Annotated in this window: 7 protein-coding genes; 4 read left to right on the plus strand and 3 right to left on the minus strand. The window is 61.2% G+C overall.

All coding sequences use genetic code 11. The features are described 5' to 3' along the window. Positions 1–558 precede the first annotated feature (558 nt). From KDL09_RS04885 to KDL09_RS04895, 3 genes are all read left to right on the plus strand, one after another. Entirely contained in the window at positions 559–2,946 is a 2,388-nt protein-coding gene (locus KDL09_RS04885) for a hypothetical protein (protein WP_294382105.1), read from the plus strand. Beyond that, a complete protein-coding gene (locus KDL09_RS04890) occupies positions 2,903–14,557 on the plus strand; it encodes an autotransporter-associated beta strand repeat-containing protein (protein WP_294382107.1) in 11,655 nt (3,884 codons plus the stop codon). The genes KDL09_RS04885 and KDL09_RS04890 overlap by 44 nt, the downstream gene beginning before the upstream one ends. Before the next feature lie 153 nt (positions 14,558–14,710). Beyond that, positions 14,711–16,258, plus strand: coding sequence for a hypothetical protein (locus tag KDL09_RS04895; protein WP_294382110.1), 1,548 nt, complete (start codon positions 14,711–14,713; stop codon positions 16,256–16,258). 64 nt (positions 16,259–16,322) lie between these two features. On the opposite strand, the gene KDL09_RS04900 is transcribed toward KDL09_RS04895, so the two are convergent. Further along, positions 16,323–16,535 (minus strand): hypothetical protein, encoded by a 213-nt coding sequence (locus KDL09_RS04900; protein WP_294382112.1) that lies wholly within the window; start codon positions 16,533–16,535, stop codon positions 16,323–16,325. A 15-nt stretch (positions 16,536–16,550) separates the two neighbouring features. Between KDL09_RS04900 and KDL09_RS04905 the strand changes: the two genes are divergently transcribed. Next, a complete protein-coding gene (locus KDL09_RS04905; protein WP_294382115.1) occupies positions 16,551–16,799 on the plus strand; it encodes a hypothetical protein in 249 nt (82 codons plus the stop codon). Between the two features lie 18 nt (positions 16,800–16,817). Here the strand turns inward: KDL09_RS04905 and KDL09_RS04910 are convergent, their stop codons facing one another. Together KDL09_RS04910 and KDL09_RS04915 are read right to left on the minus strand one after the other, a co-directional pair. Then, positions 16,818–17,783, minus strand: a complete 966-nt coding sequence (locus KDL09_RS04910) for a PmoA family protein (protein WP_294382120.1) — start codon at positions 17,781–17,783, stop codon at positions 16,818–16,820. Between the two features lie 47 nt (positions 17,784–17,830). After that, positions 17,831–18,661 carry a TatD family hydrolase gene (locus tag KDL09_RS04915; RefSeq protein WP_294382122.1) on the minus strand — a complete coding sequence of 277 codons (831 nt, stop codon included), beginning with the start codon at positions 18,659–18,661 and terminating at the stop codon, positions 17,831–17,833. Between the last annotated feature and the right edge of the window lie 26 nt (positions 18,662–18,687).

The raw sequence follows: 18,687 nt of genomic DNA on the forward strand, positions 1-18,687 counted from the left end.
CGGCCTGCGTCGGTCACTTCTTCATGTGCTTTTCGAATGTTGGCAGAAGAGTTCGCTGCATTCAGACCCGGCGTTGTCGACTCAGGTCTGTTGGGAATCGCGTGCCCGGTTTGATCTCGATGAGGGGCGAAGTCGTGTTCCTTCGGAGAATTCCCGTGCCGCCTTTTGTCAGTCGTTTTCGGCGGGGTGGGGATCAGATTGGCCTTTGATACAAGCAGCGGTGGCAGGGACAACCTTATACGCTGTCATGACAACAGCCATACAGCCTGGGCTCGGGCTTGTTTTTGAGCCTCTCATGGCTGGTGGGGGATGAGCCTGAGAATCAATGAGTCAACTGCCCGCAGGTTCGGCTCTAAGCTCAAATCCGAGATGTAATCTAAACCGCAGACTTATGACGCGGCGAGGCGGCAAAAGGTACCCTCGGAAGAAGTGGGATCAGCCATCCAGCCTCCACGGCGGGCGTCCCAATACCGCCACAATCCGACACGCCTGAGCCCAGATTTAAACACGCCAAAGCTCCGCCCTCCAATGCGCTGGGCCCACTCAACCACACCTGACATGACGACGACACCATCTGACACCTCGACGAAACGCTCCCACAGGTTTCATCTGCCATTCCGCGTGCTGCTGGCCGCGTTGCTGGCTGTCGGGGTGCCTGAGCTCAATGCCCAGACGGCGGGCCAGAACGGTGACTGGAACGTGAATGCCAACGGGAACTGGAGTACCGCATCCAACTGGACGGCCTTGGATGCCGGAACGAGCTATCCAAGCGGCGTGGGTGCCACGGCGTTGATCATTCAAAACATCTCGGCCACGCGCACCATCACCCTCGACATCGATCCGACACTCGGTACGCTGGTCTTGGGAGACACCAACAACACCAGCGCCTTTGTCATTGGCTCGGCGCCTGGTGCCGGGACCATCATCTTCGACAATGGTGGGGCGGGAGCCCTTCTCAATCACAACTCGGGAACCAGCGGACTCAGTCCCAGTGGCAGCGACCGCATCGATGCGAACATCACCATCGCGGACACTGCGGGCCTCACCATCGATGCCGACCGGAACCTTGAGTTCCGCGGTGCCTGGAATGGTGGTGGCAATGATTTGACGCTGACCAACACGAATGGCAGCAGCCGGTTGAACGATCCGCGTTTTTACTGGAATGCCTCAAGCACCTACCTCGGCGTTCTCTCCAACGTCGATGTCCTGAACATCATCTACGGCGAGGCACGCTTTGATGGCCTCGCAGGCACGGCCAATTCGCAGTTGATCGGAGCCAACACGATCAATCTGGGCAACGGTACGCTGCAGTCCGATTCGGATGTCTTTCCGCGTCTCTTTCTCGTCAACACGGAGACCACGCAGACCGCCACGCTCAATGTGAACGGTGGCTGGCTGGTCAGCGATCTCGGGACGCTGGCGACGCTCAACGGCGATGGCATCGACATCTGGAGCGGGAACATCAATTTCACGGGCGCGGCGGCCACCAATCTCTTCGATGTGAATGACGCAGGCACGCCGGAGGTGCATTATGTCTCCGGCGTCATCGGCGGCACGGGTGGTTTCAGCAAGATCAACACCGGAACTCTGAACATCCTCTCGGACAGCGACATTGCCGGCAACATCTATATCCAGCGTGCAGGTGAGGGCGAAGCGGCGCTCGTGTCCAAGGGAGGCATCACGTTGTCCGGTGCGGCAGGTGCGCTCTCGGGTGCCAATTCGATTGTGCTCAGCCGTGATGGCAGTCTCTATCTCGACAACTCCTCGAACGTTCTGGACGAGGGAAGCAACGGCGTGGGCCGCGTTGGCAATTCCACTCAGATCGAACTGCGCGCCACGGGCCGACTGCGCATCATTGGCAACAGCGCCGTCGCAGTGAACGAAGACCTGGGGCCGCTGCTGCAGGCGACCGGTTCGGGCAAGGTGAACTTCGATCTCGACAACACCACGCCTCAGCTCACCACCTTGACCTTCGATTCCTACACGCGCAGCGCCGGTTCGATCACGCAGTTCCAGGTGCTGGACAACACTCCGGGCGCCTTTGGTTCTCAGCTTGGCGGCAATGCCCGGCTCTTCATCACCGATGCCGGTGCAACCGCCGTGCTCAAAGGCGGCGGCGGCGCGGATCTTTCAACGAACAAGACCATCCTGGTGGGAGCCTTCGGCGGCGTTAACAACATCTCGAATCACTTCATGGCTTTTGACGCCGACAACACGACAGAGCTCCGGCCGCTGACCTGGGACGGAACGCAGGCGGGTTCCGAATACTGGCTCTCCCGGGACAACACAGCCGCAGGCGCGCACGCCATCACGCTTGCGAACCTCGGCTCGCTCGACCAGAACGTGAACATCAACTTCAATGCTGACGTGACCAATGGCGCGCCAGACGGGGATGTGGACTGGTATGGCATCCGACCGATCAACATTCAGGAAAACCTGGCGATGAACTCGCTGCGTTTCGGCACCAACACGCCCACCTCCACGTCAAACACCCAGAATACCAATGAAATTGGTTCGGCGCTGGTGCTCAAGGCCGGAACGCATGTCTATTTGGGCGATTCTCTCGCGGCGAACACCGGTTTGTCAGGGAACACCGATGGATCGGGCATGATCCTCTTCGGTCGCGACGTGAACGGCACCTCTCCCGGAAGCAATCAATACATTGCCGGTGGCGTGCTCGAATTCGGCAGCCGTGAGGCCATCATCGTGAACGAGAGCGGCAACAGTGCGTTCATCCGCTCAACCATCAACGGCAGCGGCGGTCTCACCAAGGCCGGGGGGAACACCATCTACCTCGACAACTCGAACACCTACACTGGCGACACTAACATCGCGGAGGGCATCCTCGTGCTGCGTGATCAGAACGGGCTGGGTGACTCCACTCAGGTCAGGGTCGAAGGAGATGGCCGGCTCTCTCTATTTGGAGCTTGGCACCAACGTCATTAACTCCGCGACGACTGCCACACCGCCGGATCTGTTCATTGGCATCAACAGCGTTTCGACAACCGTTCTCTACAGCAACGGCCAGAACAATACCTGGGGAGGCGATGTTATCATCGACACGGTGGACAACGCCGGCAACTGGGTCTTCACCCCCTATATCGGAACAAATTCCCTGGCGACGCTCAATATCAACGGCGACATCTACAGCAATGAGGTGCTCAACCCCATCAGCACCGACATTGTCTTGAACGACGCGCGTCTGATCTCCACCGGTGGTCAGAACTCCAACGGGGGTGTCATCAATTTCAACGGTCAGTTCCGTGACAGCTCGACTGGCGGCATCAATGCCGTTGTGACCAGCGACAACGAGAACCAGCTCCTGCGTTTCCAGATGCGCGGCAGCAACGAACTGGTGGTCAATGTCCGCCAGCAGTGGGATGCTGCCGGGCGCATCATGATCGAGCAGGGCATCCTGCGCTACGAAGGAGATGGCAACTTCTACACCGATGCCGCAGCATTCACTGACACCGCCAACGGCCAGAGCGGTCTCGACATGAGCGGCAGCGCAGGCTCCTCTTCAAACAACAACAACTCGACCATTAACACCGCCTTCATCCTCACCAAGGACGGCCAGGTGCTCAACATCGGCCGCATCGACATCGGTGGTGATGGCACCAACAACTTCAACGGCAAAGGTAACATCACCCTCGCCGGCACCAACACATCCGGCACGGTCACCTTCGGCAACGGCACGGATCGCATTGTTTACCAGGGCGCGACCTCCGCCAACGCCTACCGCCGTGACCTCACCGCGTATCAGGCCGGTGGAGGCACCATGGAGTTTAATTTCCGTCTGGATGACACCGACGTGGATGCGCTCACTTCGTTCACCAAAATCGGGCGAGGTGTGGTGAACTACAACAGCGCAGGGACAACGGACGGCGATGTCGAGATCCTCTACATGTCGGGCGGTCTCCTGCGTCTGACCAACTATGGCGTGGCCACGGGCAGGCGTTTCGACACCGGTGCCAAGCTCGTTCTCGCGGGTGGTGGCATTGAAATGGACACGACTTCCGCCATCGCCGCCGAGACCGCGAACTACACCTCTGCAGCGATCTCGACTTGGACGGGCCCTTCGGAAGTTGTCGAAACCCTCGTGAGCGCGGGCGGCACTGACGTGATCGTGACTGCCGGGGCGTTCAACGCGACGATGAACATCGGCTCCGCCACGGTGCCTCTGACCCGTCTGACCGGAGGCACAGTCAATTTTGTGGAGAACGTCACGGGTGCTGGCGCCTCGTCCATCACTCTTCTGGGCAGCGCCGGCCAGATTCAGGCGAATGACACCGCCTACGCCTGGGCGACCTACGGGAACTCGTATACTTACAACGCCGCTGCGGCGAGCTACACGCTCAACGCGCTCGATTTCGCCGCAACGACCGGAACCGGGCTCATCGGTTCGTTCGCCGGACCCACGCGCGAGGAGAATTCTCTGGTGTCCACTTGGGCCACGGCTGGCAATGACCTCAGCGAAAACGGCGCCGGTTTCGACGGCAGCATGATCGCTGCGGCGCTTCCGGTGAACACCCTCCACTTCGACTTTGACGGCGCGGGCTCGATTGACGCCACCAACGGCCTCGAAGTCTCCAGCGGCGGCATCATGGTCAGTTCGCTCGTCACCACCGGCGCCAAGTCGATCGTGAACGGCACGCTCAATGCGGGAGTCGACACCGACCTGATCATCCATCAGTATGGCGGAGGAGACATGACCATCAGTTCGGTCATCCAGGACAACTCCGGCAGTGGTGTGGGCGGCAACGCGTTGGTGAAAACCGGTTCGGGCAACCTGATCCTCACGGGAACCAACACCTACACCGGCGGCACCTATCTCAACGGCGGTCAGTTGACCATCCAGAGCAACACGAATCTGGGCGCCACTCCGGGTGCGGCCGAGGCGGACAACATCTACGCGAACGGCGGCACGCTGCGGGTGGTGTCGGATGTGGATCTCGACGCCAACCGCGGCATGAAGCTTGGCGGCAACGGCCTGGAGATCAGCGTCGGGCCTGGGGCCACCCTGACCTTCAACGGCGTGATCGCATCGGAGGCAAATTCAGTTCCTGGCTACGCGGCCAATCCGGCCGTGGGCCGCATCGACAAGACCGGATTCGGGACGCTGGTCATCACCAATGCCAACAACACCTTCAACGGCCTGACCGAGGTCAAGGAAGGCACCCTCAAGTGGGAACCCGCTTCGAGCGGCAGCGCCACCCGCACGCCGTTCGGTTCGACGAACGCCTTCCTGGACGGCACGATCGTCCGCAATGGCGCCACTCTGGCGCTGCATCCTCAGACCGCGAGCACCAGTTCAAATGCGACCTTCACCTTGCAGGAATGGTTCACCTTCGAAGGGGGCAGCACCTTGGACGTTGCTCCCACCAATAGCTCCACGGCACCCAACACGCCGCACGACTACAATCTGGTGTTGAACGGCGTCCTCCAGTTCAACAACGTCACGGGCGCTCCTGCCGTGACGGATTCGACCGGGATCACGCCGTTGGCGGCGGTCTCGGGCTTTACCGTTGTGAACGTGGCGCGGCGCACCACGAGCTTCAATAACGCGGGCGGCTACATGACCGGCAATGGCGGCATCATCAAGACCGGTGCGGGAGCGCTGGCCCTCAAGGAAAACAGTCCCGAGTGGACCGGTCAGATCATCAACAACCAGGGCATTCTCTACTTGTATGGAGCGGGCAACGTGGCCGGCACAGGAACCGCCCCGATCATCCTCGGCCGGAACAGTGACGCCGAGGCCAATGGCGAGGTTGCAAGCAGTTCCAACACCAGCGTGAGCCTCATCTTCATCGATGAAGGCGGCTATCGCGACGTTAGCAACATCAACCAGGACATCATCATTCGAAATGAAGGAACGCTGTCCAACCAAACCAAGCAGATCGGCGCTCAAAATCTGGCCGATGTCGATGTGGTGAACTTCAACGGGAATATCACCCTCAATGACGACCTGTTGATCTACAACAATGACAACGCCCGTGACTCCACGGCTCAGACAACGGGGAGCACCACCGCACAAGGCCAGAACACGCGCAACGACGGACGCTCCATCGGAGCACTGACCAATTCCGAGACATATTTCATCAACTTCAACGGCAACATCGTCGGCGCGGTTGGAAACGACATCACCACGAATGTCACGCAGAGCGGCAATGGAAACGTCGTCAACGGCAGCATCACCGGAGCGAATGATGACATGGTGCAGCGGCCCATCTTCGGACTGAACGGCGACAACTCGGCCTGGTTCGGAGACCTCATCATGGGCAACACCACCAGTGACGTGGACACGCAGCACATCGTGAGCGTGGGCAATGTGCTGGGCATCTCCGCGAACAACAATGTCACGCTGCGCAACAACGCGACGCTGCAGACCGCCGGCAACAACATCACCATCGGCAACCTGCTCGACTCGGGAACCGGGTTGCTGGACAACTACATTGAGAATGCCAGCACGAGCGCGGGCTCGATCACGATCACCCAGACCACGGATGCCACTGTTGAGGTGTCTCTCCGCGACGGCGTGAACTTCTTCCAGTTGCAGGCGGGTGAAGTCGATGCGGCGCTGTCCTTCGTGAAGGCTGGCTCGGCCGTGCTGACCCTGAAGAGCGCCAGCACCTACACCGGTTCCACGACAGTTGCCGGCGGCGTCCTCGCCGTCCAGCCGGGTGTGCTGGCGGCGACATCCGCCGTGTCCGTGATCACCAACAGCACGCTGGCGTTTGACACTGACGGCACCGGAAGTCTGATGACTCTCGCGACCAACACCAATTTGACCTTGGGCGACGGCGGGTCCTCCGGCGGACTGTTGTTCCAGCTCGGTGCGGACACGTCAACATCCGACCGGATTGCCCTTCAGGGGACAGGCATTCTCACTGCGAATGCAGGCGGCGGCTTGATCAGCGGCATCGATATCGGAACCTTCACAGCGGGCGACTACGATCTGATCACGGGATCGGTCGCCATTGGCAACTTCAGCAATCTGGCGCTCGGCGTCCTCCCGGGTGGCTTCACCTACAGCCTTTCGGAGCCGGTCACCGGCACCTTGAGACTGACCTCGGCGGTGGCTGCGACCGGAGACGTTTATTGGACCGGCAATTCGGTCAGTGGTGTGAACACAAGCTGGGCCACCCTCGCGGGCGGAGACAGCAACTGGTCCACCGCCGCCGACGGACTCACCGAGGCCGGTTTCACGCCGGGCTCCGCCAACACGGTGAACTTCAGCGCCACCACCTCCGGCAACTACTCCACCACGCTCGACAACGTTTACAGCATTATCGGGATCAACATTCTCTCCGGCGGTGGCGCCGTCACCATCGCCCAGGGGAACGTTCTCGGCAGCCTCACCCTCGATACCGGCGGCATCAATGTGCAAACCGGTGCTCCGGCCACCACGACCATCTCCGCTCCAGTCACGGTGGGGGCCGCACAGAGCTGGACGGTCACGGACTCCGGCAGCACGCTGCTGGTGAGTGGAAACATTTCCGGCACGGCAGATCTGACAAAGGACGGTGCGGGCGCCCTCACTCTCTCGGGTGACAACATCGCGCTGACCGGCACGCTGCAACTCACGACAGGCACGCTGAATTTCCAAAGTGCCACAGCGCTCGGAGCAGGCACCTTTTCCATCACCGGTGGAACGATCGACAACACCACGGGCGCAGCGCTTGTCTTGACGGCGAACAATCCGATCAGTTGGGGCGGAGCCTTCACCTTCACCGGCACCAATGATCTCAACATGGGCACGGGAATCGTGACCCTCGTTTCCGATTCCATCGTCACGGTCACCGCCGGACAGTTGACCGTGGAGCAGGTCACCGGCACCGGCAGCCTGACCAAGAATGGAACCGGCATTCTGGAGACTGGACCCAGCACGGATTACTCGGGGGCCACGCAGGTCAACGACGGCGTCCTGCAGGCGACCGGTGGCAACGACTTCAGCGCCAATTCGGCCTACACGGTCGATGGTTCAGGCATCCTGCGCCTCAACAACCAGTCCCAGGCCATCGGCTCACTGGCCGGGTCGGGCACGGTGGAAAACAACAGCGCTGTGGCCGGGTTGGACACCCTGACCACCGGCGGCAACGACACGAGCACGACCTTCAGCGGCATCCTCCAGGATGGCGCGGGTCTAGGCCAGCTCAGCCTCATCAAAGCCGGCACCGGAATGTTCACGCTCTCGGGCACCAACAATGACACGATGACTGGCAACATGACCGTCAATGGCGGCATTCTTGCCGTCACCGGCAGCTTCTCGAACGGTTCCGTGCTGCTCGACACGTTTGTGGGCAATTCTGCGGGCACTCAGGGTGTGCTCTACGTCCCGACGGGCGGCACGTACTCGACTGACAGCTTCAGGGTCGGCGGCAATGCCACCGGTGTGGGTGTCATTGTCGTGAACGGCGGAACGCTTTCCTCGTCCACTCCGACCGTCTCAGACGGGATTTCCCTGGGGGCCGCAGGCTACGGCGGCCTTTTCGTCCAGAGCGGTTCGGTCACGACGCATCGCATTGAGATGAACAGCACGAACGCGGCTTCCAAAGCCGTGATTCGCGTCGATGGCGGCACGCTTGAGGCGGACGAGTACATGATTTTCCGCAACCAGCACTTTGAATTCACGGTCACGGGCGGCCTGGTGGATCACACGCCGGCCACGGCCAATATCTCTCTCGGTTACAGCAACGGCGGTCGTGGCACCATGAGCGTGACGGGCGGCGTTGTGGACAACACGGGTCGGAGCATCTCCATTCGCGAGAATGGAGGTACACCCACGGTGACCATCAATCTCGATGGCGGCCAGTTGATCACGAATTCGATCTACAAGGGTAATGTGGCGGGCACGGGCGTGGTGAACTTCAACGGCGGCACGCTCACACCAGGTTCCGATGGTTCCACGCTCATGAGCAGTAACGGCAACGGTCTCCAAACGATTGTGAACGGCGCCTTCGGATCCTTCGCCGGAGGCGCGGTGATCGATACCGCAGGTCTGAACACCACCATCTCCGCAGCACTTGCCCCGCCGACGGGAAGTGGCGTGGACGCGACGACTCTCAGCTTCACCGCAGGCACCGGCTACATTGGCGCGCCGATCCTGGAGTTCGATGGAGGTGGTGGCACTGGAGCCACGGGCTACGCGGTGGTGGATCTCGATCCCGCCAGCGGCACCTACGGCCAGATCACCGGCGTTGTGCTGACCAATCCGGGTGTTGATTACACCAGCGCCCCCACGGTCACACTCGTCGGTGGTGGCGGCACGGGCGGCTCGGTCACCGTTGGCGGCGTCATCGCCAACACCTCTGGCGGACTCACGAAAAACGGAGCTGGTACACTCACGCTCACCGGAGCCAGCACCTACACTGGCGGCACCACGATCAACGCGGGCACCATCGCCCTCGGCGGCACTTCGGTGAACGTGCTGGAGGATTCCAGCGCTGTGACGATCAACGGCGGCACTTTTGACGTCAACAGTCGCACGGAAACCGTGGGCACCGTCTCCCTCAAGAGCGGCGGCAGCATCACAGGAACCACCGGCATCCTTACTTCGAACGTCGATTTCGACTTCGAGGACGGCACGGTGAATTTCACCTCCACCGGCGGACTCGCCGGAACTGGCAACGTGGTCAAGACCACCAGCGGCACCGTCACTCTCGCCGGCAGCGGTCTTGGTGCCGGCTTCTCCAACGCGGTCAGCGTCAATGGTGGCACCCTCGCGTTCTCGGACGCCGCTCAGTTTGGCGCGGCCAGCGGCATCGGCGTCGATGGCGGCACTCTGAGCCTCACCGATCCCTCCACCGCCACGCTGACCCAGGCGGTGACCATTGGTTCCTCGGGAGCCACCCTCAACATCGACTTCGCGTCCGGCCTCATGAACCTGACGGGCGGCATCACCGCCACCTCGGCGACTTCGGATCTCACCAAGACCGGTGCCGGCAGCGTCACCGTGACCGGCACTACCGATCTCTTGGGCAGCACTGTGACCGTGACTGGCGGAACGCTGAACGCCGGCTTCACCGCCAGTGGCATCAGCGGAGTGAATGTGGCCAACGGCGGCACGCTGAACTTCTTCGACGGCACCGCGGTGACCGCTGCCGTCACCTCGCTCACTTTGGCCAACGGCAGCGCCATCGGCTTTGATCTCGACGTGCCTGGCATCAACGACGTTCTCGATCTCACTGGCACGCCGACGCTGACCGGTACCATCTCGGTCAACCTGACTGATCTGGGAGGACTGGCGGCCGGAACCTATGATCTGATCACTTCCACCGGAGGCGGGTTGAACGGCGTCACCTGGGTCTTGGGACCCACGGCACCTTCAGGTTTTAATTTCGCGTTCGACGGGACTGTTTCCAGCAACACCATCCTGCAGCTCACCGCCAGCCCGTTGACTCTGGTTTACTGGCAGGGAGATCAGGACGGTTCTTGGACCACTGACAACGGACCTGGCAACACGAACTGGGCGAGCGACTCCGTCGGCACCATCGATCTCGGTGCTTTGCCCGTCGCCACCGACACACTCGTGTTCAGCACCACCAATGCGACCGGTCCTTCGTTCAGCACCACGTTGGACGGGAGCCGCACGGCGGACAGCCTGCAGTTCATCGGTTCACCCTCGGGAGTGACCGATTTCACGATTGCCCAAGGCACCGGTGCCGGCACCCTGACCCTGACTCCCTTCAGCGCCAACAACGGCATCTCCGTCGGTGACAACGCTGGTGCGGTCACCATCTCGGCACCCATTGCAACCGGTGCGGTCCAGACGTGGGAAGTGATCGGCACCGGGATCAACGGTTCCTCGCTCACCATCTCGGGCGACGTGACGTTCAACAACGCCGTCACCAAGACCGGCGACGGTGTGCTGACTCTCAGCGGAACCAACAGCGGCGCGGGCGGTCTGACGCTCTTTGGAGGCATTCTGAACATCAACAGCGCCACTGCGCTGGGTACAGGCGTCTTCTCCATCGGAGCAGGCACGACGATTGACAATTCTACCGCAGGCTCCATCACGATCTCGCCTGCTGTGGTGCAGAGCTGGAACGGCAGCTTCACCTTCACCGGATCGCAGGCGTTGAATCTCGGAACCGGCGCGGTCACGCTCGGCAACAACGTGACGGTCACGGTCAGCGCCAGCACGCTGACCGTGGGTGGCGGGATCGGTGACGGAGGCTCCGGTTACGGCGTGATCAAGGCCGGTGGGGGAACCCTCATCCTCAACGGTGACAACACCTATGACGGCCTGACTGACCTGCAGGCGGGTTTCTTGACTCTGACTGGCGACAATTCGGGTGCTGCGGGTGGTGTGAGCATCGCAAGCTCGACAACGCTGAACATCAACAGCGCCACCGCTCTCGGCAGCGGCATCTTTACCATCGGCGGCGGCACCATCAACAACACCTCGGGTTCCGCGCTGACGCTGACCACCAACAACACCCAGGTTTGGAATGGCAGCTTCACTTTCACCGGCACCAGCGACCTAAACCTCGGCACCGGAGCGGTGACCATGGGTTCCAACGTGATCGTGACAGCCAACGGCGGCCAGACCAAGACGCTGACCGTGGGCGGTGTGATCGACGATGGCGCGAGCGCCTTCGACCTCTATATGAACGGCAGCGGCAAGCTGGTGCTCGGCGGCAGCAACACCTACGACGGTGATACGATCATCGGCAACGGCACGCTGATCTACACGGCCAACCAGACCCAGCTCAGCGTCACCAACCGGCTGCTTTTGGGCAGTTCGGGAGGAGACACCTCCACGATCGCTCTCGACCTCACCGCGGCGAGCGCTCATTTCGGCGGTCAGATGTATGTGCAGACCAACAACACCACCTCGCCTGCCGCGCTGATTACCATCGGCAGCGGCCAGACCCTGCAGGTGGACGGGCAGTTTCTGGTGGGTTACAACTCCACGTCAGGAGACGCAAAGCCGACCAATCTGACCATCACGGGAGACACACCGGGCAACGGCACCTTCAGCATCGGCGATGCGAGCACGCCGACCAACGCCAGCGTTTACATCGGCTATGGCGGGACCAGCAACGTCAGCAATCCGACAACGGTGGACATGAGCGGCATCGGCACCTTCTACGCCAATCTCGGCACCGGTACCTTCCGTGTGGGCGACCCGACCAACAGCGCCGGCGGCGCAGGCACGGGCGCGTTCGCTGCAGGAGGATCCACACTCACCCTTGCTCCAGACAGCACCATCATCGCTGCAACCATCACCTTGGACAGTCCGACGGATGATGTCACCCAGGCGATCAAGCTCGGCAGCGGCACAAACAAATTTTACGCGACCAACATCTACATTGGCAGGGCCTCCAACCGCGGTGACGGCAGCCTGGACTTCGCCGCCGGCACCGGCACCCTGGAGTTCCGGAACAATGACGGCGTCAATCGCGTGACCAACTTTTACATCGCCTATGGCACGGCGAACAATGATGCGGACGGCAACGGCACGGTGGACCTCAATGGCCACTCGGTGGATCTTCTGCTCTCCACCATGGTCGTGGGCGGTGTCAATGCCACCAGTGGCAACCGAAATGGCAACAACGTCGGCATCTTCAAGTTCGACACCGGCACCTTGGACGCCACGACATTGTATGTGGGATTCCGGACGACGGACAACATCAACGCAGCCTCCGCGACCGGCACGGCCGAGCTTGGTGGAACGTTCACCATCGGAACCTTGTATGTCGGTCGTAATGAGGCGACCACAGCGACGACCTCGGGGGATGCGACCGGCACGGTCACCATCAGCGGCAGCGGCACCAACACCATCACCAGTGTGAACCTTGGTCTCAGCACCGTCAACGCAGCGACGGACGGCGCCGGATCCGACTCCACCGCCACCCTGAACGTCACCGGCGGTGACACCACGATCACCGCGATCAACATGGGCCAGAACAACACCAATGCAGCGACCGTCGGTGCGACCACCGTGACTTCCATATTGAACATCAGCGGTGGCACGGTGACCCACACCGGCAACCTGCAGATGGCCGACACGACGGCCAACGCTCTCAATGTGGCCACGGGTGAAATCAATATCACCGGCACCGGCGTGCTGATCGTGCAGGGCAACATCCGCTACACGCCCGGCATCGGAACGGAGACCAACACCGTCACCCTCAACGGCGGCACGCTCGACATGGATCTCGGCAACATCGGCGGCGATGGTGTGGGCACCAACGACGGCACCATCACCTTCAATGCGCAGTCCGGCACGCTGAAGAATCTCAATCAGCTCAATGGTGGCGGCACCAACACGGGGGCTGATCTCACCAAGACCACCGCGGGTCTGCTCATCCTCGAAGGAGACAACAGCTACACCGGCAACACCATCATCAGCGAGGGCACCCTGCAGCTCGGCAGCGGCGGCAGCACCGGCACCATGAACATCGTCAGCAGCATCAATGTCGCCAGCGGTGCCACCTTCGCCGTCAAGCAGGACGACACCGTCACGCAGGGCGTGGAGTTCAACGGCTCCGCGATCACCGGCTTCGGCGGATTTGAGCAGGCCGGCACGGGCACCACCATCTTCCTCGCTGACAACACCTACAACGACGCGACGACCATCTCCGCAGGCACCCTGCAGCTTGGAAATGGTGGCACGACCGGTTCGCTGAACACCTCCAGCGCCATCACCGTCGCTTCGGGAGCAACCTTTGCCATCAATCAAAGTGACACCGTCACCCAGGGCACTGAGTTCAGCGGAGCTGCTATTTCAGGAGCAGGCGGATTTGCCCAAGCTGGCAGTGGCACGACCATCTTGAATGCCGCCAACACCTACGATGGTCCCACCACCGTGTCCGGTGGCGTTCTCCAGGTCGGAGACGGCACCAGCGGTTCCCTCAACGGCGCGGGAAGCGTCACCGTCACCGGCGCAGGAACGCAACTCACCGGCTCTGGCAGTATTGGCGGCAGCACGATTCTGGGCAGCGGCACCGTTCTCGCGCCGGGTGTGGGTGACACGGCCACCAGCAACCAGACGCTGACCTTCACCGCAGCTTCCACAGCGCTGGAGGTGCAGAACGGAGGTCAGATCCAGCTTGGCATCACCAACGAGACTTATAACAGTTCAGCCTATGTCGCGGCCATCGGCTCGGGTGCGGCCACCGATGCTCTCAGTTTCCTCACGGGTGTTGGTTCCGGCGAACTCGCCTCGTGGAATGCAGCTCCGGCCGCCACCTCGGACATGGACTTCATCAATCTCACCAACGGAGCGATCTCACTCGGCACTCGCAGCGGCGGAGCCGGCACGGGAGTCATCGCCATCGCCGACCTCGGGTACGTTACCACGGCGGCACAGGGGGACGTGTTCAACCTGATCGACTGGCAGGGCGTCATGGGCGGCACCTTCAGTGCTGGCACCGGTTTTGTGAACGGAGGTGTCCTGGGCGACTTCGACCTTCCGACGCTGGGTGCCGGGCTTGGCTGGGACACCTCGGCATTCACCAGCTACGGCATCGTGGTAGTCGTTCCCGAACCGTCACGTGCGTTGCTGCTGCTCCTGGGTGTTGCAGGGTTGCTGCTGCGCCGTCGGCGTTGAGTCCCTATGCGCTTCAGCCAGGAACTCAACTTCAGCAAAGGTGCAAACTGATCGGACTCGATCGTGGGGGGCTTTCAAAGCAGGCCAACTCAGGCATTGACCTTTCGCGACCCATTCAAGACACTCAGGTTAATTCCAACCTGGGAGTTCATCATGAACCAACCGCAATCCCGCCGCGAGTTCCTTGCTGATGTCGGCAAAGGTACACTGCTCGCCACCATCGGCCCCGCGCTGGCCGCTGAGTTCGGCATCACCACCCACGCTGCCGCCGGTGAGGCGACGGTCCTCAACTTCGGCGACATGGAGTCGCTCGTCTGCTTCATGCAGGAGACGCCCGTGTCGAAACTACAGCCTGCGCTCGCCGCGAAGCTGAAGGAGGGCATGCCTTTGAAGAAACTCGTGGCCGCGGGCGTGTTGGCGAACGCGCGCAACTTCGGCGGCGAGGACTACGTCGGCTTCCACACGCTCATGGCGCTGCATCCCGCGCTGAAAATGGCCGCATCGATGCCGGACAAGCAGGCCGCGCTGCCGGTGTTCAAGGTTTTGTATCGCAACACCAACCGCATCCAGGAATTCGGCGGACGTGGCGACGAGGTGCTGCATCCTGTGGCTGCTGGCGACGACAAGCCGTCTGCCGCGGACCTGCACAACGCCGTGAAAGACAAAGACACCGATGGCGCGGAGAAAATCTTCGCCACGATGATGAAAAACAGCGCGGACGACGGCTTCAACGCGCTGCTGGAATGCGTGCAGGACAATCCCGAGGTGCATCGCACCGTGCTGCCGTATCGCGCGTGGGACCTGCTCGACCTCGTGGGCCGGGAGAATGCCACCACGATGCTGCGCATGGCACTGCGCTACTGCTTGAACAGCGAGAAGTATCGCCGTCCCGAGTGGGATGAGAACGCGAACGCGTTGTCGAAGCTGATCGACGAGCACAAGCTTATGGGCCGCGATCCCGGCACGCGTTCGATGGAGGACAGCGTGATGGAAAAGCTCAGCATGACCATTTTCAGCGGCACGCCTCAGGATGCCGCCGGAGCTGTGGCCGCCGCTTTGGCGGAAGGATTTGATCCGCATGAGATTGGCGAGGCGATCTCACTCGCCGCGAATCAGCTGGTGCTGCGTGATCACGGTCGTCCGCCGGAATGGGAATCACCCGGCAAGCCGCCCGGCAGCGTGCATGGTGACTCCGTGGGCGTGCATGCCAGCGACTCCGTGCATGCGTGGCGCAATCTCTCGCAGGTCAGCAAGGGACGGAATGTTTTCGCATGCCTCATTCTCGGCGCGTGGCAGGTCGCACGGGACCGCGGCGGAAACAGCGTCCAGCATTTCCTCGAGTGGGAGTCCATGCCGTCGAAACGCCAGATCAGCCAGACCACGGATCAAGCGAAGCTGCTCGCCGAACTCGATGACAACATCCGCCAGAACATGCAAGGCCATGCCGCAGGCGTCGTGCATCGCTGCGGCATACAGGGCATCGATCCGGAAGTCGTGTTCAAGGCCTTGCTCCGCTATGCGGTGAGCGAAGACGGTGCTCTGCACGCGGAGAAATACTTCCAGACCACCTGGGATGAGTTTCACCGCACACGTCCCGCCTTCCGTTGGCGTCAGCTTGTCTCGCTCGCCCGCGTCACCGCCAGCGAGTTCGGCCGTCCGGCTCCCGGACAGGCGGAAGCGCGTGAACTGCTCGGTGTGTGAATCGAAAAAAGCACGTGGCGGAGGAGATCATCCTCCGCCACGCGGCAGTTCATGGCTGGCGACATCAGAGTCTCAAGCCGAGGGTGGTGTTGGCATTGACCAAGGGGGCGGAGCGCCGAGGCGCGGGCCCCCGTTCATAGTAGTAGTGGTCGGTGTGGGTGTATCCGGGACGGTAACCGGAATGGTTCACGTGGCCATGGGCATGCCCGTCGACATAGCAACTGGATAGTGTTACCGCAGGCAGCACGATGCTGAGCAATCGAAGGATATGTTTCATAAGCATGATGGGTTGATGTTGACCCATTTTTTGAAGCATCACGGCGGCAACTTGTTCAATGAAGTTGTCATTATTAAGGTCAAAAAAACGCATCGGTCCGAGAAAAAAAGCATCCAACACTTCATCTCCGACGTTGCATGGTTCGCGCGGCGCGACTCTACCGCGTCCGCTTTGGTGCTGCCGTGGATGTCTGTGGCAAGCGACAGAAGCTGGTGGCAAGTGAAACGCGCCGATACGACGCGCTCGTTGTCTGCCCGCATCTAATATTGGCTGTGATCCACTCTACCGCGTCTCCTTCGCGTAGGCCTCATAGGCCTCGGCGATTTTACCTTCCTTCTCGTCGCCTTTGTGGAAGATGAACCGATGGCGGAGCTTGATGCGTTCATCCTGCTTGAGCTCCACGGCGCCGCTCTCAGTCTGAAGCTTCAGCTGGGACAGGCCGAAAGGGTTGGCGGTGAAAAGACCGTAGGTGCGCGAGTGCCACGGCGTGGGATGGCGGAAGCTGCTCGGGTGATTCAGCATGGCGATTCCAAGGTGTTCGCCTTCCACCGGGCCGTTGAAGTCGCACCACTTGGCGCGCTTGCCCCAGGAATCGGCATCCTTGTCACCTTCGCTGTTGATGATCTTGCCGCCTTCCTTGGCATCGACGGACATGCTGTGCGGCACGCGAATGCTCAGGCCGGCGTCTTTCTTGTCATCGACAGTTACTGGGCCCTGTGAAGCGATGATGTCGATGTCCACATCGATCATGCGGTTTTGACCATCGACCTGAAAGGTCATGCAGCGCTCTTCGCTGCAGATCACCTTGCCATCGTGGTCGAGGTAGTCGGACAATGCGTAAACCACGCCGGTCTTGCCGCCGGTCAGTTCCTTGAACTCACGGTGCTTGATGCTGCCGAGATGGGCCAGACGTTCGCTGGACTTCGGGTTAGTGCCGAAACTGGCCTGCTCCGCCCAGTTGTCGTAGCCGCCGATGCTCTCATGGCCGAAGCACAGGCCGCGATGATGCGGATGATCCTGCTTCTCACCTTCGACGTTCTTCATCGGGTAGGAGCGCGTCATCGACTTGCCGTCCGAGTTGTAGATCGGCCACAGGTAGGGCTTGTTCGCCTGGTCCACGACGTATTCGGCGAAGACCTTCCCATCGACCTTCACGATGGCACCACCAGCGGCGGTCTTTTCGACGGTGAATTCGGCGGCGGAGGCCAGAGATGCGAGCAGTAGGGATGCAGCGAGGAGCAGTTTCATGGTGGTTTCAGGGAACGTTGGTGAGGTTGGGTTGCTTTCGTCGGAGATCAATCCCAGCCACGGAAGAATTCGAGCGCCGTGCGGGTCGTGTCGGTGGCGACCTTTTCGACGGGTTCGCCACGCAGTGTGGCGATTGCGCGTGCGGTGTCCGCCACGTAGGCCGGTTCACAGCGTTTGCCGCGATGAGGCACCGGCGCCAGATAGGGCGCATCGGTTTCGATCATGTAACTCCCCGCAGGCACCGCCTTGGCCGTTTCGGCGATGATGCCGGCGTTTTTGAAACTCACGATGCCGGTGAAGGAAATCAAATGACCGCGTTCCAGCAGCGGCTGCGCCTGCTCGATCGTGCCGGTGAAGCAGTGAAACACACCGCGCAGGCGCTCACTGAACGGCAGTACAATGGCCGTCAGGTCGTCCCAGCTCTCGCGGTTGTGCAGGATGACGTTCAGCTTCAGTTCCGCCGCGAGTTCGAGCTGGGCGGTGAGAACCTGCGCCTGATGTCTCTTCCAGCCTTCCAGAGAAAAGCCTTCCGGCGGTGCATGAAAGTAGTCGAGGCCGATTTCGCCGATGGCGCAGACTTTCGGATGCTTGGCGAGCTCACGCAGTTCATCAACCCAGGCTGATCCCGAGACCGAATCCGCATCACATGGATGAATGCCAACCGCCACGCGCACATCCGGCTCGTTCTCGGCGATGGCGAGCAGCTTGCGGGCGTTTTCGATATCCGTGGCAGGAGCGACCATGCGCGTGACACCCGCCGCACGCGCACGCTCCAGCACGGCGGGGAGATCACCATCGAACTGCCTACTGCCGAGATGCGTGTGGGTGTCGAAAAACATGCCCTGCGACTTCGCATCCAAGACTCGGCTGTCAAGCATCGCGAATTAGTCCTTTCATCAGGCGT

It is taken from the genome of Prosthecobacter sp. (assembly GCF_020439865.1).
Lineage (GTDB): Bacteria > Verrucomicrobiota > Verrucomicrobiia > Verrucomicrobiales > Verrucomicrobiaceae > Prosthecobacter.